The 22,695-nt window shown below is 68.7% G+C and carries 21 protein-coding genes; 8 read left to right on the forward strand and 13 right to left on the reverse strand.

The features are described 5' to 3' along the window. Positions 1-3: 3 nt before the first annotated feature. The 8 genes from OG293_RS35190 to OG293_RS35225 form a co-directional block, all read right to left on the reverse strand. Positions 4-1,518 carry an amidohydrolase gene (locus OG293_RS35190; RefSeq protein WP_406002797.1) on the reverse strand — a complete coding sequence of 505 codons (1,515 nt, stop codon included), beginning with the start codon at positions 1,516-1,518 and terminating at the stop codon, positions 4-6. Next, positions 1,515-2,153 (reverse strand): FMN-binding negative transcriptional regulator, encoded by a 639-nt coding sequence (locus tag OG293_RS35195; protein WP_406002798.1) that lies wholly within the window; start codon positions 2,151-2,153, stop codon positions 1,515-1,517. The genes OG293_RS35190 and OG293_RS35195 overlap by 4 nt, the downstream gene beginning before the upstream one ends. 17 nt (positions 2,154-2,170) lie before the next feature. After that, positions 2,171-3,184 carry an ABC transporter ATP-binding protein gene (locus OG293_RS35200; protein WP_406002799.1) on the reverse strand — a complete coding sequence of 338 codons (1,014 nt, stop codon included), beginning with the start codon at positions 3,182-3,184 and terminating at the stop codon, positions 2,171-2,173. A gap of 1 nt (position 3,185) precedes the next feature. Continuing rightward, complete coding sequence (locus OG293_RS35205) at positions 3,186-4,262, reverse strand: ABC transporter ATP-binding protein (protein WP_406002800.1); 1,077 nt, start codon at positions 4,260-4,262, stop codon at positions 3,186-3,188. 3 nt (positions 4,263-4,265) lie between these two features. Further along, the gene (locus tag OG293_RS35210; RefSeq protein ID WP_406002801.1) at positions 4,266-5,240 is read right to left on the reverse strand and encodes an ABC transporter permease; all 975 of its coding nucleotides are present in this window, start codon (positions 5,238-5,240) and stop codon (positions 4,266-4,268) included. Then, positions 5,233-6,159, reverse strand: coding sequence for an ABC transporter permease (locus OG293_RS35215; RefSeq protein ID WP_406002802.1), 927 nt, complete (start codon positions 6,157-6,159; stop codon positions 5,233-5,235). The genes OG293_RS35210 and OG293_RS35215 overlap by 8 nt, the downstream gene beginning before the upstream one ends. After that, positions 6,156-7,652: a M14 family zinc carboxypeptidase gene (locus tag OG293_RS35220; RefSeq protein WP_406002803.1), complete on the reverse strand. Its 1,497-nt coding sequence runs from the start codon at positions 7,650-7,652 to the stop codon at positions 6,156-6,158. Before OG293_RS35220 ends, OG293_RS35215 begins: the two co-directional genes overlap by 4 nt. A 169-nt stretch (positions 7,653-7,821) precedes the next feature. Further along, positions 7,822-9,414 carry an ABC transporter substrate-binding protein gene (locus OG293_RS35225; protein ID WP_406002804.1) on the reverse strand — a complete coding sequence of 531 codons (1,593 nt, stop codon included), beginning with the start codon at positions 9,412-9,414 and terminating at the stop codon, positions 7,822-7,824. A gap of 167 nt (positions 9,415-9,581) precedes the next feature. Between OG293_RS35225 and OG293_RS35230 the strand changes: the two genes are divergently transcribed. The 4 genes from OG293_RS35230 to OG293_RS35245 all read left to right on the forward strand — a co-directional run bounded on the left by OG293_RS35230 (position 9,582) and on the right by OG293_RS35245 (position 12,194). Further along, complete coding sequence (locus tag OG293_RS35230) at positions 9,582-10,586, forward strand: transposase (protein ID WP_406002805.1); 1,005 nt, start codon at positions 9,582-9,584, stop codon at positions 10,584-10,586. A 79-nt stretch (positions 10,587-10,665) separates the two neighbouring features. Next, complete coding sequence (locus tag OG293_RS35235) at positions 10,666-11,073, forward strand: hypothetical protein (protein ID WP_406002806.1); 408 nt, start codon at positions 10,666-10,668, stop codon at positions 11,071-11,073. Positions 11,074-11,316: 243 nt separating this feature from the next. Beyond that, positions 11,317-11,970 (forward strand): BlaI/MecI/CopY family transcriptional regulator, encoded by a 654-nt coding sequence (locus OG293_RS35240; RefSeq protein WP_406002807.1) that lies wholly within the window; start codon positions 11,317-11,319, stop codon positions 11,968-11,970. Between the two features lie 71 nt (positions 11,971-12,041). Then, the gene (locus OG293_RS35245) at positions 12,042-12,194 is read left to right on the forward strand and encodes a TipAS antibiotic-recognition domain-containing protein (protein WP_406002808.1); all 153 of its coding nucleotides are present in this window, start codon (positions 12,042-12,044) and stop codon (positions 12,192-12,194) included. 84 nt (positions 12,195-12,278) lie between these two features. Here the strand turns inward: OG293_RS35245 and OG293_RS35250 are convergent, their stop codons facing one another. From OG293_RS35250 to OG293_RS35260, 3 genes are read right to left on the reverse strand one after another with little or no spacing between them, the layout of a single operon-like run. Then, on the reverse strand, positions 12,279-13,013 hold the full coding sequence (locus OG293_RS35250) for a hypothetical protein (protein WP_406002809.1): 735 nt from the start codon (positions 13,011-13,013) through the stop codon (positions 12,279-12,281). 19 nt (positions 13,014-13,032) lie between these two features. Next, the gene (locus tag OG293_RS35255) at positions 13,033-13,515 is read right to left on the reverse strand and encodes a hypothetical protein (RefSeq protein ID WP_406002810.1); all 483 of its coding nucleotides are present in this window, start codon (positions 13,513-13,515) and stop codon (positions 13,033-13,035) included. Positions 13,516-13,521: 6 nt separating this feature from the next. After that, positions 13,522-15,765 (reverse strand): glycoside hydrolase domain-containing protein, encoded by a 2,244-nt coding sequence (locus OG293_RS35260; RefSeq protein ID WP_406002811.1) that lies wholly within the window; start codon positions 15,763-15,765, stop codon positions 13,522-13,524. A 1,697-nt stretch (positions 15,766-17,462) separates the two neighbouring features. Here OG293_RS35260 and OG293_RS35265 point away from each other — a divergent pair. Next, positions 17,463-17,999, forward strand: coding sequence for a hypothetical protein (locus OG293_RS35265; protein WP_406002812.1), 537 nt, complete (start codon positions 17,463-17,465; stop codon positions 17,997-17,999). Positions 18,000-18,417: 418 nt separating this feature from the next. Here OG293_RS35265 and OG293_RS35270 read toward each other — a convergent pair whose 3' ends face one another. Both OG293_RS35270 and OG293_RS35275 read right to left on the reverse strand, forming a co-directional pair. Continuing rightward, positions 18,418-18,687: an alpha-amylase gene (locus tag OG293_RS35270; RefSeq protein ID WP_406002813.1), complete on the reverse strand. Its 270-nt coding sequence runs from the start codon at positions 18,685-18,687 to the stop codon at positions 18,418-18,420. A gap of 409 nt (positions 18,688-19,096) precedes the next feature. Continuing rightward, positions 19,097-19,495, reverse strand: a complete 399-nt coding sequence (locus OG293_RS35275) for a DUF6221 family protein (RefSeq protein ID WP_406002814.1) — start codon at positions 19,493-19,495, stop codon at positions 19,097-19,099. Between the two features lie 281 nt (positions 19,496-19,776). On the opposite strand from OG293_RS35275, the gene OG293_RS35280 reads away from it, so the two are divergent. From OG293_RS35280 to OG293_RS35290, 3 genes are read left to right on the forward strand one after another with little or no spacing between them, the layout of a single operon-like run. Next, positions 19,777-20,433, forward strand: coding sequence for a transcriptional regulator (locus OG293_RS35280; RefSeq protein ID WP_406002815.1), 657 nt, complete (start codon positions 19,777-19,779; stop codon positions 20,431-20,433). Then, entirely contained in the window at positions 20,430-21,563 is a 1,134-nt protein-coding gene (locus OG293_RS35285; protein ID WP_406002816.1) for an aminotransferase class I/II-fold pyridoxal phosphate-dependent enzyme, read from the forward strand. The genes OG293_RS35280 and OG293_RS35285 overlap by 4 nt, the downstream gene beginning before the upstream one ends. Continuing rightward, positions 21,560-22,501, forward strand: a complete 942-nt coding sequence (locus tag OG293_RS35290; RefSeq protein WP_406002817.1) for an ornithine cyclodeaminase family protein — start codon at positions 21,560-21,562, stop codon at positions 22,499-22,501. The genes OG293_RS35285 and OG293_RS35290 overlap by 4 nt, the downstream gene beginning before the upstream one ends. Positions 22,502-22,695: the final 194 nt, after the last annotated feature.

The following is a 22,695-nucleotide window of genomic DNA, read 5'->3' on the forward strand; positions in this document are numbered from 1 at the left end:
GACTCAGTCCGGCACATGGGTCCACGCACCCGCGACCATCGTCGCGTGGACCGGCATCCGCCGCAGGGTGTGGGGGTCTGCCGTGAGCGGATCGGTGTCGACCACCACCAGGTCGGCCCGATCACCGACGCGGATCAGCCGCCGGCCTCTGCATGCCCCGGCGAGTGCCTCCACCAGGGGCAGGCGCTGCTCCGGATGCCAGGAGGGCCGGTCGTCCCGGGTGCGGGTCACGGCGGAGGCGATGGTCAGCCACGGGTCGAGGGGCGCGACGGGCGCGTCGGAGCCGAGTTCCAGGCGGGCTCCGGCAGCGAGGAGGTCGGCGTACGCGAAGGCGCGGTGTGTCCGGCCGGCCCAGTGGCGGTCGGCGATGTCCCGGTCGTCCGGGGCATGCGTGGGCTGAACGCCCGCCGTGACGCCGAGGGCGCCGAAACGCGGTACGTCCTTCGGCGTGAGGAGTTGGGCGTGCTCGATCCGGCCACGGCAGCGGACTGCCTCGAACGCGTCCAGCGCCACCTCGTTGGCGCGGTCCCCGATCGCGTGGACGGCGGGTTCGATCCCGTGAGCCGCGGCTCGACGCATGACCGCCTGCAGTTCCTCGGGCGCGATACGGGCCACTCCGTGCGACTCGGGCCGCCCGGAGGCGATACCCGGGTACGGGTCATGGCACCACGCGGTACGGGTGTTCAGCGAGCCGTCGGTGAACAGCTTCAGTGGCCCGGCCTCCAGAAGCCCGCCGAGGGCGTCGAGCACGTCGCCGGTCCGCAGCCCGGCTTCGATCGCGGCGTCCAGGTACTCCGGATAGATGGCGGCGGCGACCCGGACCGGCACAGCTGCCGCCCCCGCACGGCGGGTCCAGTCGGTGACGTTGTCGGCGAACTCGAAGTCGAGGAAACCGGTGATCCCTCGTTCCGCCGCCGCGTGACAGGCGTCGAGCACCCAGCGGTCGGTCACCTCCTGTGGCACTGCCGGGAGTTGGGCCGTGGCTTTGAGGCACTCCTCCTCGCGCAGCACCCCGGTCGGGTGATCGGCCCGGCCGAGGAGCGCAAGCCCTGCGGAGTTGATCCAGGCGGTGTGAAGATCCGCGCTGACGAGCACCGTGGGACGGTCTAGGAGCAGCGCGTCCAGCAGGTCCTTGTGCGGCTGGTCCGGCCACAGGCCGTCACGGTAGCCGTAGCCGATCAGCATCTCCCGCGGTGGCATGCCGGCTGCCCGGTTGCGGGCGCACTCCGCCGCGGCCCGCGCCGAGACCGCTCCCGACAGGTCCAGCCGTCTGCGGGCACCGGCCCACTGGACGATGTGCAGATGCGCGTCCCACAGGCCAGGCAGGAGCGTGCGCCCGTCGAGGTCGATGTTCCGATCGCCGGGGTGGGCATTGGGGGCGTCCGCCGGATACACGGCGTTGACGAGGCCGTTCGCGATCCGTACGTTGCTGAGCGGGCCGCCCGCGCCGAGCCGCACCCGGCGCAGCGTGACGGGCGGGGCGTCCAGGGCACCGGGACGGGAGCTGGTCGCGGTCACTGCTGCCTCCAGGTCTCGCGCATGGCGCGGGCAAGGTCGGGGTGGGTGTAGGACTGATCGGACTCCAGGGCTCTCACGACCCTGCGGGAGACTTCCTCGTGCTCGTCCTGGCTGAGCTTCGCCTTGGCGTCCACCCGGGTCGCCGCCAGCCGGAAGCCGGTGACGGCACTGGCGATCCGGTGGGCGTAGGCGTCGACCTCCTTGAGGCGCCAGGGGTGGGGGAGGCGGTCCTCGAAGTGGTCGACGGTCGCGGTCAGCACGCCGTACGTCTCATCCGCGTCCAGTACCTGCGGGCGCCCGCCGGCATGCAGGACCACGAAATTCCAGGTCGGCACGTGTGGAGTCTCCTCGTACCAGGTGGGGGAGATATAGCCGTGCGGCCCATGGAACACCACAACGACGTCGTGGTCGCCGAGTTCGTGGAGTTCGGCATCGGTCCGGGCCAAGTGCCCGAGGAGGGTCAGCCCCGTGCCTGTGGTGTCCCCGCCCCGGCTGTCGTCCAGCAGGACCGGGAGATGGGAGGCGACCAGCCCGTTGCGGTCGGTGTGGCTGACGAGGGTCGCCCATGGATGGGTGCGGACCAGGTCGCGGATGCGTCCCGGATCGTCGATGCGGAAGATCTCCTGGTTCAGCATGCGGTCTCCTGCGCGGATCAGGACGGGACGGACTCGGGGAAGTGGCAGGCGGCCTGCCGTCGGCCGGGCTCCGGCGTGGCCAGGAGGGGCCGCTGCCCGGCGCACAGGTCCTGGCTCTTCCAGCAGCGGGTGTGGAAGGAACATCCGGAGGGCGGCTCGGCGGGGCTCGGCGGGTCGCCGTCCAGCACGATGCGCCCGCCGCGGCCACGGCTGCGTGGATCGGGATCGGGGACGGCCGACAGCAAGGCACGGGTGTAGGGATGGGCGGGCTGCCCGTAGACGGTGTCCCGGTCTCCCTGTTCGACGATCCGCCCCAGGTACATCACGGCCACCTCGTCGGCGACCTGCCGCACCACAGCCAGGTCGTGCGCGATGAGGACGTACGAGAGCCCGAACTCCCGCTGGAGATCCTTGAGCAGATTGATGACCTGAGCCTGGATGGAGACGTCGAGTGCGGAGACGGGTTCGTCGCACACCAGGATCCTCGGGCGGAGCGCGAGTGCCCTGGCGATGCCGATCCGTTGGCGCTGCCCGCCCGAGAACTGGTGCGGGTGGCGGTGGGCGTGGCCGGGGTCGAGACCGACCATCTCCATCAGCTCACGGGTCCGTGCCGGCCGGTCCCGTTTCGGCACGAGGTCGCGGTGGATGTCCAGGGGCTCTCGTACGATCTCCTCCGCCGTCATGCGTGGGTCGAGTGAGGTGTACGGGTCCTGCATGACCAGTTGGATGTCCCGTCTGCGGCGGCGCAGTTCGGCGCGCGGCAACTCCAGCAGGTTCCGTCCTTCGACGAGGACCGTGCCCGCGGTAGGGGCCTCGAGGGCCAGCAGCAGCCGCGCGAGTGTGGACTTCCCGCAGCCGGACTCGCCGACCAGGCCCAGCGTCGAGGCCCGCCGCAGCCGCAGGTCCACGCCGTCCAGGGCCTTGACCGTGGTCCGGCGCTGACGACCGCCGAGCAGGCCACCGGCCCGGTAGTGCTTGGTCAGGCCGTGTGCTTCCAGCAGCGGTGCCTCGGCCGGGGGTTGAGCGGACATGTCAGACCTCCAGCGGAAAGTGGCAGGCGGTGAGCCGGGCGGGCGAGTCCTGCTGTTCTGGCGGCAGTTCGTGCGGTTCCTTGGGCGGAGGTGCCCATGCGCGCAGGTCCGGCAGGAGTGGCGGCCGTTCGCGCGCACAGCGGGCACGTGCCGCGGGGCAGCGCGGATGGAACGCGCATCCCTCGGGCAGCCCGTCGAGCGCGGGAGGCGTGCCCGGAATGGGTTTCAGGGCACCGATGTCGCCGTCCAGCCGTGGCACCGCGGCGAGCAGCCCGCGGGTGTACGGGTGGGCGGGGCGCTCGAAGATGCTCTCGACCGGCGCCTGTTCGACGATACGGCCGGCGTACATGATGGCCACCCGGTCGGCGGTGCCCGCCGCGAGCCCGAGGTCGTGGGTGATCAGCAGGAGGGCGGACCTGGTCTCCTCGCGCAGTTCGGCCAGGAGTTCCATGATCTGGGCCTGTACGGTCACGTCGAGGGCGGTCGTCGGTTCGTCTGCGATGAGGACGTCGGGGCTGAGGGCGACCGCCATGGCGATGACGGCGCGCTGGCGCATGCCGCCGGAGAACTGGTGCGGGTAGTGCCGGTAGCGGCGGACCGGATCGGGGATGCGGACGCGGGCCATGAGATCGATGGCCCGGGCCCGCGCTTCGCGACGGCTGACGCCCCGGCTCCCGGCCCTGAGCATCTCCGCGATCTGGAATCCGACGGTGAACGTGGGGTTGAGTGCGGACAGCGCGTCCTGGAAGACCATGGCGATGTTGTTGCCGCGTCGGAGTCGAAGTTCGTGGGGAGTGAGCGTGAGCAGGTTCTCGCCGCGGAAGCGGACATCGCCGCTCACCCGGGCTGTGTCGGCGGGGAGCAGGCCCATCAGGGCCAGGGCGGAGATGCTCTTGCCGGAGCCGGACTCGCCGATGAGGGCGAGCGTTTCCTCCTCGTGGAGCGCGAAGGACGCTCCGGTGACGACACGGCGATCGCCGTCGCGGGTCCGGAGGTCGACTGTCAGGCCCTTGACGTCGAGCAGGGGTGCGGGGCCGGAGGCCGGCTTGTCGTGGGATGCATGCAGGGAGTCACGCATGGGTCACCGGGTCCTCGGGTCCAGGGCGTCGCGCACCGTGTCGCCGAAGGCGATGAGGACGAACACGGTGAAGGACAGGAACAGGCCGGGGAAGATCAGCAGATGGGGATGGGTCTGGAAGGAGTTCTGTGCGCTCGCCAGCTGCAGCCCCCAGGAGATCGCCGGGGATTCGACGCCCACGCCGAGGAAGGTCAGTCCCGCCTCGGCGACGACGACGCCGCCGACGGCGATGGTGGCGAGGACGAGCACCGGAGCCAGGATGTTGGGCAGTACGTGGCGTACGACGATGTGCAGTTCGCCGGCGCCCAGGCTGCGGGCCATCACGACATAGTCGGCCTCCCGGACGGAGCGTACGGACGCCCGCACGACACGCGTCATGGCAGGCCAGCCGAAGAGCACCAGCACCAGGGCGACGGTCACCACATTGCGCGAGGGCACGCTGTTGAGCACGACGATGGCGCCGAGGAGGAACGGGAATCCGAGGAACACATCGGTGATCCGGGCGATCACGCCGTCCACCAGCCGCCCGGACATCCCGGCCAGGCAGCCCAGGACCAGCGCGACGACGAGCGAGCACACGGTGGCCATCAGGCCGACGCCCAGGGACGTACCCGCTCCGTGGATCACGTTCGCGTACAGGTCGCAGCCTTGGATGTCGAAGCCGAACGGGTGTCCGGCTGTGGGGCCCTCGGCGCTGCGGCCGATGTCGCAGACCCGTGGGTCGCCGTTGCCGAACCAGCCGGCGAACAGGCCGGGCCCTGCCGCCACGACCAGGAGCAGCAGGACGCAGCTGCCGGTGAGGACGAGCAGAGGACGTCGGCGCAGCTTGCGCCAGGTGTTGCCACCGCTGCCTTCCTGGGTGCCGGGGATCTGTGCGGGGACCGCCCGGGAGGGCGGATTCCCGACGCCGGTGTGAGCCGGCGGTGAGGGGGTGGGCGGGGCGGTGCCGTCCGGCGGCCCGGTCGTCGTGTCAGTCACAGCGGATCCTCGGGTCAAGAAGGCTGTTGATCAGGTCGACGAGCACGCTCGCGGCCAGGAAGATCAGGATCAGCGTGGTCGATACGCCCACCACTGTGGGCCCGATGTGGCCGCGGACCGCCTGGAAGAGCAGCTGGCCGATGCCCGGAAGGTTGAACACGCCCTCCACGATCACGGTGCCCCCGAGCAGGTATCCGAGATCGATGGCGAGATAGGTGACCGCGGGGATGAGGGAGTTGCGCAGCACATGGACCACGACCACTCTTCGCTGGGTGAGCCCCTTGGCGAGGGCGGTGCGCACATAGTCGGCACGCAGGTTCTGCATGACTTCCGTCCGCACCAGCCGGGACACCGACGCGAGCCCGAACGAGGCGACGACCAACGCGGGCAGCACATAGCTCGATGGCCACCCGGCCGCGTCCCCCGCCACCGGGAAGAGTTTCAGTCGTACGCCGAAGACGACCTGCGCGGTGTAGCCGAGTACGAAGACCGGCACGGACACCGCGCCGATGGTGAACGTGAGCACGGCCCGGTCCGTCCAGGTCCCGCGGCGCAGGGCGGCGAGCACACCGAGGCCGATACCGGCGACGGCCTCGATCACCCAGGCGGTCAGAGCCAGTCGCAGCGTCACCGGCCAGCGGTCGGCCATCTGTTCGGCGACGGGGCGCCCGGTGAAGTCCGTACCGAGATCGCCCTGGAGCAGGCCGCCGAGGTATCGGCCGTACTGGGTGAGCAGCGGATCGTCGAGGTGGTGCTGTTCGCGCAGTGCCTTCGCCACGCTCGGCGGCAGGGGCCGATCGCCCGCGAGGGCGGCCACGGGGTCGCCTGGCAGGACGTACACCATGGAGTAGATGACGAGGCTCACCCCGAGGAAGACCAGCAGCGCTTCCAGGAAGCGGCGTACCAGGTATGGCGTCATGTGACCTCCGGGGTGGACGCGCGGGCGGTGGCCGCGGGTGGTGCTTCGCGGGAGGCCGGGGGCTCGGGCCGCCGGGTCTCGCGGCGTGAGTGGTCCGCCGCGGCCAGGAGACAGGCGTACTGGATGCCGGCGAGCGTGGCGATCGGGATGGGGCTGCCGGACACCGGCTCGGCCTCCTTCTCCCAGGTGTCGTAGATCCTGGACAGTTCCCGGTGGTGGGTGCGTACGTCGGGTGAGGCAGTACCGGCGGTCAGCTCCGCGTCCAGGGCACGCAGCAGCATGCCGCCGTAGCGGATGCGGCAGCTGTGCAGGGTGACGTTGCAGGCGTAACGTTCGGCGACCGTGGCGGGCCGGTCCTCGGTGCTGTGTGCCCGGGCCTGTTCCACTCCGGCGAGTTGGGCCAGTGACGGGACGAAGTCGCGGACGGCGCGCAGGAAGGGGGTCCGGATGCTCAGGTGCGGTCCCACCGCGTCGAGGATGCCGTTCAGGTACCGGCTGGTCTGCGCCATCCCCTCGGCCCTGCGCAGGACCACGTCGCGATAGCTCTCCAGGGTGGGTGAGTTGTCGTCCGAGTCGGGGTGGGTCCAGTGCGGGACCTCGGTGACGAAGCAGAAGGTGCCGTAGCGCTCGACGTAGGCGGCGCTGGAGGCGCCCGCCAGCTCCTCGGTGGGATCGGCCCCGAGCCGTTCGAGGTAGTCATAGGTGTCCCGCATGTCGATGCAGCCGAAGACGGCGGGGGCGTAGCGAGGGGCGTGGGCGGCCTCGGGCTCTCCGGTGGACAGCGGGATGCCGAGAGAGGAGGGGATGTCGTGGAGGAGGCCGTACAGCGAGGGCGCCGGCCGGTTCAGGTAGTAGTAGACGCCGCCCGTCTCACAGTTGTGCAGTGTGGTGAGAAAACGCGGGCGGGTCTCGTCGAGCAGGCGCATGAGGGCCTGGGTCTCGGGCAGGACGCGGTCGAAGTAGGCGTCCTTGTAGGCGAAGGGGAAGGTCCATTCGACCTGCTCCTCGCCGGCGGGGCGGTAGAAGTGGCGTCCGTAGCGGTTCTTGTCGGACGGGGTGGCGAACCAGCCCTCGTTGAGCCGTGCCCCGTCGGGGTCGATGCAGGGCACGATGTGCCATGCTCCGCCGAAGTGGGCGCGCAGCGAGGAGTCCTCGCACAGGGTGGTGGCCAGGTGCAGCGCGGTCACGGCGCCCACCGGCTCGTTGGGGTGGACTCCTCCGACGACGACGTACGAGGTGGAGTCAGGGTCGTCGGCGGCGGGGCGGTCGTCGGAGACCGTGAAGCAGTGTAGCGGTTCCCCGAGACGTGATGTTCCGATCCGCCGCTCGGTGACCAAGCGGGGATGGGCGGTTGCCAGGGTCCGGAACGAGGCGAGGAGTTCGTCGACTCCGGGGTAGGCGTGGGTCTCGGGTACGGTCCGGGCGCTCCGCGTCCATGCGGTGCGCGTGCTGCCGGACGCGGGAACGGACGGATCGGATGTCGCTGTCGCCATCGGGTGCGGTCTCCTGAGCGGGGGCGTTCGGGCGGGTGCGTGCGCGGCCGGGGTCGGCGGGATGGGCCGGCCCCGGGGCATCGCGGGTGCGGGGGGTCTGCCGGGTGGGCAGGTGCGGGAGGTCGCCGGGTGGGCGGTGCCATGGTCGCGCGGGTGAGGCGGCGGTGTGTCAGCCGACCACTGAGATGCGGTCGAGTTCCACGTCCGCGGGGCCCACGACCACACCGGTCACCTGCGCGGTGCTGGCGTAGACGTAGGTGCCGTAGTAGAGCGGCACGACGGGGAAGTCCTGGAGAATCCGCTCTTGTGCGCGGTTGTAGAGTTCCGGGGCTTTCTCCGGGGTGGCTGCGTCGGCCTGCTTCAGCAGCGCGTCGACGTCGTCGTCGCTGTAGTAGCTGCAGACGTAGCACCCGCCCGCCTTGGTGAAGATGCCGCGCAGGGTGTTCTGCATGCTGGGGTAGAGGGCGCCCCAGTGGCCGAAGTACGGTCCGGTGACCTTCTTGCCGAACACTTTGTCGCTGAACTCCGACCAGTCGGATGTGGGCTTGGCCGTGACCTCGTGGATGCCGAGGTTCTGCCGGAGCTGGTTGGCGATCGCCTTGTACAGCTCGTCGAGGCCGAGGCCGCCGGGGTAGGTGATCACCATCGTCCCGGACCAGCCGCCCGCCTCCTGCAGCAGTTGCTTCGCAGCGGCCGGGTCGAAGCGGCAGGCGTCACAGATCCCGGTCTTGGCGCCGACCTCTGAGGAGGGGGTGAGAGAGGTGGCCGGGGTGTAGAGACCGCCGTAGATGGCCTTGTTGACGGCCGCGCGGTCGATCGCCATGGACAGCGCCCTGCGGAGCCGGACGTCCTTGAAGCGCTTGTCGTACAGCGGCAGGCCCAGGAATTCGAGCGCGGGGGCGTCGTAGGTGTACAGCCGCTTGCCGAAATCGGCCTTGGCCTGACCGAGTTTGCTGGCGGGGACGCCGATCACGTCGGTGGTACCGGCCTGGGCGTCGGTATACGCGGTCTGCAGGTCGGCGTAGCTCTTGAAGGTGATGGAGGAGGAGGCGGGTTTGGTGCCGCGGTACGCCTTGAAGGTGGTGACGGTGGCACCCTTGTCCTTCGCCCAGGGGGCGGTCATCGCGAAGGGGCCGTTGCCTATCGGCTTGCGGTCGTAGCCGGTCGGGTCCTTGAAGGCGGCCTTGGGAAGCGGGTAAAAGCCGACCTGGTTGGGGGTGAGCTGCAGTGGGAACTGGCTGTCCGGGCTGGTGAGGGTGACTTCGAGGGTGGTCGGGTCGACCACTTTGACCCCGGAGAGGGTCTTGGTGACCGGCTTGCCCTTCTTCGGGTTGAGCGCCGCGTAGCCCTCGATGTTGGCGAGCTGGCCGTTGGCGACCCAGGCATTGGGAGCGTATGCGGCCTGGTTCCAGGCGTCGGCGTAGTTGGCGGCGGTCACCGGTTCGCCGTTGTGGAACGTCCAGCCCTGGCGGAGCTTGATCGTCCAGTGCCGTGAGTCGCTGGAGGTGACGGACTCGGCCTGGATGTAGCTGATACGGCCCTTGGTGTCGACCTTCGTCAGGGGGGCGAAGAGCACACGTAGCGGTTCGAGGGTGACGAGCGTACGACCGGGGGTGAGGTGCTCGGGTTCGCCGACGGCCACGGAGAAGCCTTTTGCCGAACCCGGTCGGCTGTTGCCCTTACCGCCGCCGGCGCAGGCGGTGAGTGCCAGTGCGAACGCTACGCTCGCCGCGGCGGTCCTTGAGATGGGTGATCTGAGCAAGACGACTCCCTGGGGAGGGTGAGCGCGCCATGATCCGGTCCGGGGAGGGGTGGAAGACCAGAGAGCGAGCCGGGGCGCGTACCGTGATGCTGGCCCTGCCGAGATGCCGTGTCAATGAAAAGCTGCGAAACTTTTAAAATGAGATGAACGTTTACTGGAGGAGCTGAATGTCAGCCGACACCCCGGACCGGAGCGCACGGGACACCGGCGACTGGGACCGTGCCGACTTCGTCGAGGAGATGGGACTGCTCTGGGAGGCGGCCGGTGCCGGGCGGATGGACGGACGGGTCGTTGCTTATCTGCTGGTCACGGACGTGCCGTACGTGTCCTCGGCGGAGTTGGGCCGTGCTCTGCGCGTCAGCGCGGGCTCCATCTCCCTGGTGACACGCCGCCTGGCGGAGGCCGGATTCCTCCGGCGCCACGCCGTGCCCGGAGAACGCAGCCACTACTTCCGGGTCGATGACGACGTCTGGGGCAGCTTCCTCGCGGGCGAGCGCCGGTACCTGGACCAGCAGGAGCAGCTCGCTGACCGGGCACTGGCCCTGCTGGGCCCGGACGAGGAGGCGCCGCGCCTGCGTCTGCGGAACATGCGCGACTACATGCGCTGGATCCGGGGCAGCCATCACGACCTGCTGGCCCGCTGGAGAAAGTACCAGAGCGAGTCCCGCGCATCCGGGGCGGAGGACGGTTCCGCCAGGGACGACGACACGTTCGCCGTCGGCAACGAAGCCGGACGGGCCGCCGCGGCGTCCCCCGTCCCGGAGCCGGAGACGGAGGAGATTTCGAGCCGCCTCTCCGTGACGCTGAGCACGGTACTCGCCGAACGTCTGCTGCCCGACGCGCTGTGGGCGGCGGCCGAACCGCTGCTGCCGAAGCGATCCCGCGGCGCGGGTGAGGCCTCCGGCGCCGCAAGCGAGCGGACCGTGTTCACCGCCGTCGTCTACGTCCTCACCGCAGGCTGCGGATGGCAGCAGCTCCCCGCCCAGTTCGGCGTCTCACCGGCCACGGCGCACCGGCGCTTCACCGCCTGGAGCAAGGCGGACCTCTGGAAGCGCTGGCTGGACGCCGTCAGTGAAGAGTGCCGCAGCGAGGGCGCGCAGTCCCCGCATATGGAGTGGTGCGCGTTGGTCACCGAAGCAGCAACTGCCCGCCGGTCCGCAGGCGGACGTTGACCGGCTGACGAGCCTCGCAACCGCGGCGGATCCACTGTTCCGCGCGACGGCGGCAGGCGGGTTCGCGGTGTTGATCCGCATGGGCGAGCCCCCGGTCGTTCTGGGCATGTGCGCGGAGGTGGTGGCGGCGGGGCCCGTCTCCGGCGGACGGCGTCAAGGGGAGGTGCCCAGGCCCGCGGTGGCGATGCTGAAGCGACTGCGGTGTCTGCCCGCGGAGGGCGAACGGGGAGCAACGGCACAGTGTGGTGCTGGGCGTGAACCAGGACCCCGGCTTCGCCTCCAACTCCCTCGCCGAGCATGTCGCAAGAACGGCGACCCGGGCGCTTACACCTTCAACGGAAAGCGGTACGACGAGGTCGAGACGAGCGGGCCTGTCTGGATGACCAATGTCATGGCCGCAGTCGGGGACCGCAACACCACCCTGTCGATCGCTCTCGACGGCATGCCGAACAGCCGTGGCGAGGTCGGCAATTGGGATACGCCCTAAAGTTTTCTGGATGAGTCCAGGCAGCGGCACGGCAGGGTGCCCAGTTCAACACACCGCACGAGGACAACTACCCCGGCACAGGACGCGGAACGGCCTGGGAGATGATCCTGTGGCGGGGAGGCGGCGGGAAATACTTCCCGAACACACCACACGGAAGTAGTGCAGTTGAGCGCCCCACACACATTCTCCACAACGCGTGAGTTAGAGTCCGCTCTCTGCACCCAAACATATTGAGGAGCCCTCGTGCCCACGCACACCAACACCGACCTCAAATCCCAGTATGCCGACAAGGTCACCGCCGACCTGGAACAGAACACGGCCGAACAGGACCGAATCCGCGCCGAACTCGAAACGCTGCAGACGCAGCTCACGTCCCTGGAGCAGGACCACGTGCTCCTGCAGAGCATGAGCGCGGCCCTCGGTGACACCACCATGCCGGTCCCCGTGGCACGCCGCGGAAAGAAGACCACGGCCGCCCCGGCAGCCGAGAAGGCGCAGAAGCAGGCGTCCGCGAAGAAGCCCGCGGCCAACACGGCGTCTGCGAAGACGCCCGCGGCCACGAAGAAGACGGCTGAGAAGAACGCACCTGCGAGGACGGCCGCGGAGAAGACCGCGGAGAAGACCGCGGAGAAGGGTCCGGCGCTCGCCGACCTGATCCACGCGCATCTCATTTCTCAGAGTGAGCCGCGCACGGCGGGCGAGATCGCGAAGGCCCTCGCCCAGGCGCACCCCGGCCGCAACGTGAACGACAACCTGGTGCGCACCACCACCGAACGTCTGGTGGCCCGCAGCAGGGTGGAGCGGGCCAAGCAGGGCTCCACGGTGTACTACACGGCCCTCGCCACCGGCACGGCAGCTGCCGAATCCGCGGGGAAGACCGCAGCAGCCTCCGTCTGACCCCGCTGTGCCGCCCCGGCCCGCAGCCGCGGGAACTCACCCTCCCCGCCTGTGAGCGGCTGTCCGGACCGGTGTGCGCCAGTCGCTCGTACGTCATCGGGCTGAGTGAACTCCGTGTCGCCGATCCCCGGTTCACCGCCGTGTGCGACCAGCACGCCAAGCGAGCGGCCGTGTTCGTGCGCGACTCTCTCATGGTCTACGCGGAGCGGCATCTGACCGACTGACGAGCCGACGGCCCTCGCCGCATCTGAGCGGGACTCATGTCTCGCTCAGATGCGTGCACGTGCGCGCGTCAGGGGTCGGAGGGCTCAGCGGTAGCGGGCGGCCCGGCGGCGCCGGGAGGGCTCCGTCACATCGGGTACCACGCCGGCACCCACGCCCGGAGTTTCGTCCCAGGCCCGGATCCTTGCCGCGACCCGCTCCAGACGTGCGTCGCCCGGACGTACGGTGAGGTAGAAGAGGCCCTCGTAGGGGCGGCGGTCGTCGCCACCCCAGCGGACGATGCCTTCGGTGTCGGCGATGATGTCACGGATGATCAGCTGTTGTCCGGTGGTGAAGCACCCCCGCACGCCGGGCGGGTAGAAGTCCGGCCGGATCACGACGGCGGTGCCGGACGCCTGGTTCGACTCCGGCAGCCGGCTGTCCCGGACCGCCGACGGTGGCACCCAGCCCTTGACCGGGTTGGGTTCGCCGTGCAGACCGAGGGCGTCGACCTCGTAGTGGAAGCGGCGGACCACATGGACCAGGACCGTTTCGGTGTCTCCCATGCGCACGGTGATGTCGAGGCCGGTGCCCGGCACGCTACGGGTCACGATGTCACCGCCGTCGTCGGCGGCCTTCTGCATCTCCCACCGGTTGGCCGACGGCCGGCCGGTGAGGAGGCGGCGGCGGCGCGCTTCGACGCGGCGCAGCGCCTGTTTCAGTTCGTCGTTCCTGAGGGGCCGTGGGGCGGCGGCGGCAGGGGTGGCGAGGAGAGCGGTGGAGCCGAGGCTCGCGGCGGCGGTGGCACCGGCCGCAGCGGTGAGGGCGTGTCTGCGGGTCATGTCCGTGGGGCTCAACAGGTCAGCCTTTCTTCCGTGTTGTCGTGCGCTGCTTCTGGTGGAGAAGGGCGGAGGTGAGGGCGCAGGCGAGCGCGAGCAGCAGCAGGACGGCGACGGTCGGGTTGATGTAGTCGGGGATGACGATGGAGTAGTCGCGGCCGTCCGATGCCTCGCACACGAGCCGTAGCGGGATGAAGTCGCCTCTGAGGCCGACCAGGGTGGGTGTTCCCTCGGGACGCTGCCGTTCACATTCCTCGGCCTGTTCCTGGTCCTCGAGGAAGAGGACGTGGAGACACCCCCAGAGATAGAGGGCGAGTGCCACTCCGGCCGTCGCCAGGGACACGTCCCGCCATACGGCGAACGGAGCCCTCTGCCGGCGGGCCGCTCGTGAGAACCGTGAGCACAGGTACACGGCGAGGCCCAGCACGGTCGCCGCTCCGGCGATCAGGATGGAGAACAGCGCTGCGAAGTCGTGCCCTTGCCATGGGTCGGATGCTGTGATCACGGCCTGTCAGGACCCGCGGACGATGCGGTTGTACTTCTCGAAGATCGCGTAGAGCGGCATCCGCAGCCGCGCGTCGGACACGGCCTTGTCTCCGAACCCCTGGTAGCGGCGCAGGATCTCGAACGTCTCATTGTCGGTGTAGTCGAGTGCGGGACGGCGTATCGGGGTCTCGTCATGGTCGCCCGCCTTTCCGTCCGCCGCCCAGATGTGCAGGTGGGGGACGGTGCTGAGATTGAACACGTTGTCCTGGTTGACTTTCTGCCACATCGCCCACCTGTCGCCGTCGGAGGTCGGGTTGAGGATCTCGCCCTCCAGGAGCCCCGTACGGATGGAGTTGTTTCGCGACAGGATGCACGTACGTCCCGAGACCTTGGCGACGCCGGTGCTGCTGTCGACCAGCCTGCTGACGCCCGGCAGGTCCTTGCCCCAGTCCGGGATGACGCCGGTGTGGTAGAGCACCACGCCCGCGTCCTCCGTCACGTCCTTGTAGCTGTAGTGGCAGAACTCCCAGAAGGCCGACGTTTGGATGAGGGCCTTGCGCATGCGGTACCGGCGGGACGCCGACGTGATGGCCGCGTCGAGAGTCATGATCGTTTCCAGGCACTGCTTCCGGGTGTAGACATAGCCCGTGCTGCCGGGTCGGCCGATCGACTCCATGTAGTCGTCGGCCTCCTTCAGCAGGGCGGCCCAGTGGGCCAGGTCGAAGCCGATGTCGAGCTTCTGGGACGGAGCGGGGTGGAAGTCTCCCTGGCCGGTGTCGCGGCCGGAGGCGATGTTGTTGTCGAGCTCGATACGGCCGTCACCGGATCCGACGGCCTTGGTGACGATCTGGTCGAAGGCCCAGTTCTCCGGCATCGCGTAGCCGAGGTTTCCGGAGAAGCCGGACGACATGTCGGACACGAAACTGGTGTCCGCGTAGCCTTCCGCGGAGATCCGGGAGCACGCGTTGCGCGGGCCGTAGACCCCGATCTTGTAGGGGCTGCCCAGCCGGTCCATCTGCTCCTTGACGCTTCGGAAGTAGGGCAGGATGTGTGAGGTGACCTCGTCGTTCACCGCGTCGTAGTCAACCGCGAAGTAGATGCGTGAGCCGGGCTTGAATCCGTGCTCCTCCGCCTTGAACGCGGCGTTCAGACAGTCCGTGACACCCTGCGCGACGCTGTAGTAGTCGACCGAGCGCGCCCATGTCTGGTAGATCGGGAAGCAGCGCAGGCCGTACTGCTTGATGGTCGCGAGCTCGCCCGGCTGGATCTCCTTCTCGGGCAGGCTGGTGGTGGAGGGGTTGTACAGGTAGCGGCCGACGTACTTGTAGCCGGCGTCCTTGAGGGCTTGCGCGCGGGCAGGGGTGATCTTCGTGACGCCGTCACACGCCTCGCCCTGGCGGGTCTGGTCGCCGTAGGAGACCAGCAGGGAGGACCATGTCCGGAAGTCGCCCTGCCCGTTGACGGCGAGCTTCATGAACGCCTGGAACACACTGACGCTGTCGGCCAGCGAGGAGGTGAACGACGTCGAGAAGGACACCGGGCGCTTGTTGAGCACCATGGCGGCGGTGAAGAGCTGCACCCACACTCCGGAGGAGCCGGTGGCCAGCGTGTGATTCTTCAGGCCGGCCTGCGTGCCGGGGCCGAACGCTCCGTTCGCGACACCGTCGGCCATTCCCAGCTCGTACTGGACGGCCAGGAGCATCGACCTGGCGACGTCACGGGAGTGGTGACCGTCGCAGGGGATGACGTAGTAGTCCTTGCGGAGGACGTACCGGCCGTTTAGCCACTGCTGGATGGAGCGGATGGTCTCCGAGCCGCTGTTGACGGTGACATAGGCGTCCATGTTGAACAGACCCTTGACCACCTTCGGCCACAGGGAGCTGCCCGGGTAGGTGCCGTCCACGCCCATGTTCTGGTTCAGCTTCGCCACGGCGGCCTTGACGCGGGAGTTGTACTTGCCGTCGATGTCACCGCCGTCGTAGCCCTTGCAGTACAGGGCGGACTGGATGATCCGGCAGAAGTTCGCCGAAGGGATCGTGGTCTCGTCGAGCTTGCCGTACTTCTCCTGGAGCGCCGAAAGGGTGCCCGGACCGAAGCTGTTGGACAGCGCGGTGATGCCCATCTCGTACTGCAGGGCACGGGTGAGGGCGTACATGACGGTCCAGCTGGTCTGGCCGTTCTCGTCCAGCTTGGATATGCCGAGGGTGGCACCATTCCCGTATGTGGTGTTGATGAATCTTTGGGCGCGACGCACCATTTCGTCAGCCATCGAGTTCCTTTCATGCGGACACGAAAACGGGATGGGGCACAAGGGCCCGGAAGAAGAGGGCGATCTCGTGCCGGAGTGCGGCCAAGGACGCGGTCCGGACACGCGTCGGCGCGAGTGGTCTGCCGACACGTACGCCGCTGCCGGGAATCCGGCGAGGGTTGCCGGTCGAAGGGTGTGGGACACGCGGAATACGGGTCACCGGTCGCCCGGCCCGCGAAGACCGCGGCCGAGATGGCCCCGACCGCGGATAAAGGCATCGCTCAGGCCGCCCGGACATCCCTGGGCTGGGGTCGGCTCTCCGGCCCTCTTTGGCGAGGAGTCGAATACGGTGCCGGTCTCAGGGCATCCGCGAGGAGGGTGAGAGACCCGAGGCCGCGCCTGGCACAGCGGTGTCACCCACGTGAACGAATTGCTTGCCGCTGATGGCTTGCATAACTGAAATCCCCCCTGGAGTCCGGCAGTTGCCCACCCCGCGAGTGCCCCTCCCCGGGTCCCCCGCGACAACCAAGAACCTAAATCAGTCGGGGTGGTGGCGAAAAGGGCTTTGAGTGCGGCAGGGCCACGCGGGGTGGCCGGCGGATGTCACCAAGAGTGACAGAGCCGCCGGAATGTTTGATTCTTGTACGGGAATTGAGTCTGCCCTGCCGCTGTTTCTCCATGAATACCAGCGGCGATACTCGGCCATCCGGCCGTGTGTTCGAGCGCGGGTCTGCGCCTTCGGTATGGCCGACCCGACCCCTTTGCGGTCCCCGCGCTCCAAGGTGTTCGACCCTTTTCGAGATCATCGCCGAAGGGGTTCGGCCGAGGGACTTTCCGGCCAGACTGCTCAACGGCGCTGCCGCGGAGTGTGGTTGACGAACTGACGAGCAAAGAGTGACCAGCGGTGTGCGTGTGTCGTTGATCACAGCGCTGGGGCGGTGGGCGTCCTCCTCGCTGGTGCCTGTTGCGAAAGCGTGTGCGGCGGCGTTCGTGACCCCAACGGCCGGGTGGTCAACGTGCTGGGTCACATCTGACCCGCCCGCATGCCGCGGTGGTGGGACTGGTGTCCCGCGATATGCGGAGCCGGTCCACCCGGGCCGGGCCCGCGTACACCGCCGGTACGGCGAGATCCGGAACCGTTATGCAGCAGGGTGTCTTCCGGAATAGCGGCATCCATTCTTCTCGATGCCGCTGCCGGGCTTTCCGTGTCGCCGCCTTCCCGCGGGCAAGCGCGACGGCTCCGTCCCGTCCCGGACCGCCGGCGGTGGATGTGCCCGCCTCAACCGGCTGCTGGCGGCAGGGCATGGCCCGGATTCCCACTCGCCGACACCAGGCCGACGAGCCGCGGAACGGAAGCTACGGGCTAGTGATCTGCAGCCAAAGGATACGCTTCCAGCCAAGGTCGGGCCTGGGTAGAACCGCACGGCAGAGGCTTTCTGGTGGCAAGTCCGCTGACTTTGCGTGGCTTTGCTGAAGGCGACACTGTCGAAGTATTTGCCAAACTGGATATATCGGGCCGCGTCGTGCAACTTATGGTGACCGAAGGGGCGTTGTGATGAAGGCTCTGTATGAGCCATCACATGGCGGGTGACTGCTCTGGACTCTCTACGTTCTTGACTGATCGCGGGGGCGACCAGACTTCCCTGAAGCGGGAATTGGGGGATCTCCTCTTGCGATCCCGACCATTTCGCATGAACCTAGGGGGGACAGCTATGCCCATGACCATGAGACGAAGCGTCCGTATTGCAGTGGCCGCTGCCTCGGTCGCGACCTTCGGACTCGTCGCGCCTCAGGCATCCGCCGCCGAAGACCCCACCGCCTCGGCCGTCAAGCTCTCGGCCGGAGCATCCGACGAGACCCGTGCGTTGGCCGAGGCGAACCCCGAAGCAGTGAAGCGGGCGGCGAATGTCTGCGGTGCGGGCTATGACCTGGAACGGGGAATTCCGCTGCCGGTGGGAACCGACCCGAGGATGCGTCTCGCCACACTGTTCTCCTACACCAAGGGCGGCAACGACTCCGGCTGCGTCATCCTCGACAACAACCTCGGTGTCGCCAGGAAGATGAGCATCAAGGTCTGTGCCTCGCTCCCGCCGGGTGCGCACTGTCAGACCGACAGTGGCAAGTTCTCCCAGTACGCCGGACCCGTCTACACCGATGAGCCCGTGTGTGCTCCGGTCACCGCCACGATGGCTGATGCAGCCGGAACCAGCCTCGTGATCAACTACAAGACCGAGTACGCCTTCCTGTGTGACTGATCCTGAGGCTTCGCGTCGGGACCACGTGGCGCGTCATGCGGGACTCGTACTGGCCGCGGTGCCGTAGCCGGTGGGGATGTGCGCTGTCACCTCCGAGGGGGAGCAAGAGCGACGGCGCTTGGGACCGGCACCGGTTCGGCCATCGTGTCTCCTGCGGAGGTTGGACCAGCCGCGTCCTGTCCCTCATCCGCGCATCACCTGGTCTCGATCGTGCAGGAAGGGTCCGTCAGCTCGCTGACGGACCCTTCCTGCACGTTGAGGGACGGTCCTTCCGTGGAAGAGTGACGGGGCACCGGACGCGTGTCCAGGTGGCGGTCCCCGGCAGCCCGTTCCGCGGGCGACCTCAGGGATGAATCAATGTGGTCGGCTCATGACACCGAGCCCGGCGGGATGGGCCGAGTGGTCCGCAAACCGCCCGTCAGCGCGGGGATGTGGGGCACAACACGACACCGAGGACGGAGTCACCCTGGGTTCCGTACCCGGGGAAGGTGACGGTGTCGCCCGGCCCCGCGGTGCGGCACGGGATGTCGGCCCCGCTGGTGTAGGTCACGGTTATCCGCTGAGCGGTGTCGCAGCCGTTCGTGACCAGGGTGTAGCGCCAGCCTGCCGACCACTGCACGCACGGTGGGGCACTCACGTCCGAGGGCGAGGCGACGGCCTGCGCGCCATGGGCCGGTGCGGCCGTCACGAGCGCGAGAACCCCTGCCGAAGCGACAACTAACGAACTAATACCTCTCGACATGGTCCACCTGTCTTCATGTATTGAACAAGTCGCCCGAGTCTAAGGGGTACTCGCCTCACCTGAAAGAACTTTCAGCAACTTGCGCAAGAATTTGGTTGCCGGGGTGGAGGTCTCGGTCGCCGAGCAGCGGGCGCCCCTGCGTGATCTCCGACGGGAGCCGGCTGCTGCATGCGAACGTTGAACGCAGCAGCCCGGGTGCCGACGCCATGAGTCGCCGGTACCCGGGCTGCCTGTGTGCGGAGACCGAGGGGATGAGGAACGCGAATCCGCGCAGCGGCATGGAAGTTGAGAGCCGCGGCGGCGACGACGAGGGCCCGTCGATGCCGGTGCAGGCGTCTCGCGCCCTCGGTAAGCGCTACCGGATGAACCGGGGGAGCCATTTCGCCTTGTAGGCGGGATGCCAGGCGTACTCGGCCGCGAGCTGCCGCACTGCGAAGCCGAGTCCCACGGCCCGGCCGGAGGTGAAGTCGTCGTCGGGCCGGTCGGCGTCCCGGTCCGCGACCTCCGCATACTCGCCGAGCAGGACGCGACTCGTCTCGATGCGGGCCAGCGTGCGAGCCGGATCCTGGAGTGCGATGTGCCGGTCGTACCCGGCCCCTCTCACCGTGAACGCGATACCGGACGTCCTGTCGTGGACTTCTCCGGGCACTTCCGCGGGGCACCTCCAACTCGCGCCGCCTGCATCGCTCGCGACCTGCTCCTCCTCGGCGAGCCGCGCTTCGATGAAGGCCACCATGTCTTTGTTGCCGGCCATGCGAAGGCGCTTCCTTTCGTGACGTGTTGTCTGGTTACTGCGGAGTCATTCTGGGGGACTCGGGCCTCGTGATCCAGCCCGCGACCCCACCCCTGCCTCGGAGTCTTGTCGCCGGTGAGCCGTGCCGGGTCCAGGAGGGGCTCGTGAAGCAGGCTCGGGTCCCGTGCGAGGCGGCCGGGCCTTGATCCGCCCGATGCTCCCGCACCGAGGCAAGCCGTCCGCGCGGACCCCCCATACGAGAGACCTGGACTTTCTGTCCAGTCTGGACGTACAGTCCAGTCATGGGGAATGTGGAAGAAGGCCGAAACGACCCTCGTGTGCGGATGTGGGCGCCGGTGTGTCAGGCCGTAGCGCTGCTGCTCGGTCCGTACGCCGAGGTTGTCCTGCATGACCCGGACACCGACCGGGTCCTGGAGATCTGGAACCCGATGGCGACCCGCGGCCCGGGAGACCCCTCGCTGCTCGGCGAACTGGACGAGCTCGACCCGTCGGCACAGGACGTGTACGGGCCGTACGAGAAGCTGCTCGCGGACGGCCGCCGGCTGTCCTCGGTCAGCGCGATTCTGCGGGACGTGCAGGACCGGCCGTCAGCGGTGCTGTGCATCAATCTCGACCGCACCCCGCTGGAGCAGGCCGCATCCGTCCTGTCCGCCTTCGGCGCCCCGACGGTGCAGCGCCCCGAGCCGCTGTTCGAGCAGGACTGGTCCGAGCGGATCCAGCACATCATCGGCTCGTACGTGCGCGAATCGGGTCGCCCCGTCGATCGCCTCACCCGCCAGGACCGCCTGGCCGTCCTCGGCAGCCTGGACGAGGCACGGGTGTTCGCGGTGCGCCGCGCCGCCCCGGTCGTCGCCGGGGCACTGCGGGTGTCCCGGTCCACCGTCTACGGCCTGCTGGCCGAGCTCAGACTAACGAACACAAAGGACTCACAACCATGACCCGGTTGCCCGACTTCCGTCTGGAAACATACTTCTCCCGCTGGGAGTTCACTGCCCGCTATCACCTGACCGCTTCCGACGTGCAGACCATGACCCTCAGCGAGCTGCTCGCCCACGCCGACGACAAGGACCGGTACGCCTTCGAGGACCTGCCCCTCGGCTACACCGAGACCTTCGGGGACCGGGCGCTGCGCGAGGTGATCGCCGAGACGTACGAGCACGCCGACGCCGATGACGTCATCTGCTTCGCGGGCGCCGAGGAAGCCCTCTACCTGGCGATGAACGTCCTGCTCGGCGCGGGAGACCACGCTGTGGTGGTGACCCCGAACTACCAGGCCGCGGAGACTGTGCCGCTGGCGCTGTGCGAGGTCACCGGCGTCGCCCTCGACCCGGACCGGGACTGGGCTCTGGACCTCGCCGCGGTGGCGGCGGCGATCCGGCCGAACACCCGTGTCGTGTCGGTGAACTTCCCCAACAACCCGACCGGCAAGGTCATCGACTCCGCCGACTTCATCGCGCTGGCGGGCCTCTGCGACGAGCGCGGCATCCACCTGTTCAGTGACGAGGTCTATCGAGGCCTGGAGCGCGACCCGGCCCGCACCCTGCCTCAGGCCGCCGATCTTTCGCAGGCTGCGCTGTCCTTGAACGTGACCTCCAAGTCCCTGGGACTGCCCGGGCTGCGTATCGGCTGGATCACCTGCCGCGACAGCGCGCTGCGATCACGCCTGGAACGGGCCAAGCACTACACCACCATCTGCAACTCCGCCCCCAGCGAGGTCCTGGCCCGCATCGCGCTGAAGGCCCGCGCGACGATCCTGGAGCGCAACCGAGCCCTGATCGCGTCCAACCTGCAGGCTTTCGACGAGTTCTTCGCCGAGTTCCCGGACGACTTCGCCTGGCAGGCCCCGGACGGCGGTTGCGTCGCCTACCCGCGCTACCTCGGCGCCGACGGGGTGGAGGAGTTCTGTACCCGCCTGGTGGAGGAAGCCGGAGTTCTTCTGCTGCCCGCGAGTATCTACCGCTCCGAACTCACCGCCACTCCCGCCGACCGGTTCCGCATCGGCATCGGCCGCAGCGACCCGGAAGAGGGCCTGGCCGCGTTCGCCCAGTGGATGCGAGCGCGCCGATGACGCTCCCCGTTTTCGACGCGGCCGCAATCGAGGAGGCCGCCACGTCGCGGCTGGTCCTCGACTCCGTCCGGGATGCTCTGATCGCTCACGCCGAAGGCCGCACCAGCGTGCCGCCGCCGCTGCACATGGACTTCCCGGAAGCCGACGGGGACTGCCACGTCAAAGCCGGATGGATCGCCGGAGCCGCCGACTTCACCGTCAAGATCGCGACTGGCTTCTACCGCAACGCCGGTCTCGGCCTTCCGTCGAACCACGGTCTGGTCTGCGTCGTCAGCGCACGCACCGGACAGATACGCGCACTCCTCGACGACCGAGGTCTGCTGACCGCCTGGCGTACTGCCGCCGCCGGTGCGTTGATCACCCACGCCATGGCCCGCCCCGGCGCCGACACACTGGGCGTCTTCGGCACCGGCGAACAAGCCCGTCTCCAGGCGTCCTGGCTGGCCAAGCTCCGCCCCCTCAGCACGGTGCTCGTCCACGGCCGCACCATGCGCCGAGCCGACGCCCTGTGCGAGGAGCTCAACGCGGGCGGCCTGCCCGCCCGGCCCGCTTCGGCCCAGGAGGCCGCCGCAGCCGACATGGTCATGACCACGACCCCGGCGACAGCCCCCGTCCTGGATGCCGCCCACGTGAGCGAGGGCGCGCACGTGACCGGTATCGGCACAGACATGCCGCACAAGAACGAGCTCCCCCCGGAGCTCTTCCGGCGGGCGCGGCTCATCGCGACCGACGACCACGCCCAGTGCCTCGACCACGGTGACTTCGGCCATGCCGTCCGCGCCGGAGCCGTCGCCCCGGACAGCGACATAGCGGTCGGCCAGCTGCTCAAGACGCCCGTCGAAAGGCCGGATTCGGCCATCACGGTCGCCGACCTCACCGGAGTCGGAGCACTTGACGCGGCTCTCGCCTCAGCCGTCCTCGGCCGCCTCCCCCTGTGAGTGCCGGAGCCGGACAGACACAGCGGGCGCTGCCCGGCAGGGACTCATGAGTACCGGTTATGAGGGGCGTACGCCACCGCTGTCCTGAAGTTGTGGGGCATTCTTCGCGGGACTGCCTCATGGGAGAAGCGTCCTGGCCGTACGATCCAACTCCGTGACTCCGTGACTCCGTGACTCCGTGACTCCGTGACTCC

This window comes from Streptomyces sp. NBC_00829, from assembly GCF_045161795.1.
Taxonomy (GTDB): Bacteria; Actinomycetota; Actinomycetes; order Streptomycetales; family Streptomycetaceae; genus Streptomyces.

Bases quoted from the DNA above. Each gene is read 5' to 3' on its own strand.
- OG293_RS35215 (WP_406002802.1), bottom strand. From the start codon at position 6,159: ATGACGCCATACCTGGTACGCCGCTTCCTGGAAGCGCTGCTGGTCTTC.
- OG293_RS35285 (WP_406002816.1), top strand. From the start codon at position 20,430: ATGACCCGGTTGCCCGACTTCCGTCTGGAAACATACTTCTCCCGCTGG.
- OG293_RS35205 (WP_406002800.1), bottom strand. From the start codon at position 4,262: ATGCGTGACTCCCTGCATGCATCCCACGACAAGCCGGCCTCCGGCCCC.
- OG293_RS35230 (WP_406002805.1), top strand. From the start codon at position 9,582: ATGTCAGCCGACACCCCGGACCGGAGCGCACGGGACACCGGCGACTGG.
- OG293_RS35235 (WP_406002806.1), top strand. From the start codon at position 10,666: ATGGGCGAGCCCCCGGTCGTTCTGGGCATGTGCGCGGAGGTGGTGGCG.
- OG293_RS35265 (WP_406002812.1), top strand. From the start codon at position 17,463: ATGACCATGAGACGAAGCGTCCGTATTGCAGTGGCCGCTGCCTCGGTC.
- OG293_RS35200 (WP_406002799.1), bottom strand. From the start codon at position 3,184: ATGTCCGCTCAACCCCCGGCCGAGGCACCGCTGCTGGAAGCACACGGC.
- OG293_RS35280 (WP_406002815.1), top strand. From the start codon at position 19,777: ATGGGGAATGTGGAAGAAGGCCGAAACGACCCTCGTGTGCGGATGTGG.
- OG293_RS35220 (WP_406002803.1), bottom strand. From the start codon at position 7,652: ATGGCGACAGCGACATCCGATCCGTCCGTTCCCGCGTCCGGCAGCACG.
- OG293_RS35260 (WP_406002811.1), bottom strand. From the start codon at position 15,765: ATGGCTGACGAAATGGTGCGTCGCGCCCAAAGATTCATCAACACCACA.
- OG293_RS35290 (WP_406002817.1), top strand. From the start codon at position 21,560: ATGACGCTCCCCGTTTTCGACGCGGCCGCAATCGAGGAGGCCGCCACG.
- OG293_RS35250 (WP_406002809.1), bottom strand. From the start codon at position 13,013: ATGACCCGCAGACACGCCCTCACCGCTGCGGCCGGTGCCACCGCCGCC.
- OG293_RS35275 (WP_406002814.1), bottom strand. From the start codon at position 19,495: ATGGCCGGCAACAAAGACATGGTGGCCTTCATCGAAGCGCGGCTCGCC.
- OG293_RS35195 (WP_406002798.1), bottom strand. From the start codon at position 2,153: ATGCTGAACCAGGAGATCTTCCGCATCGACGATCCGGGACGCATCCGC.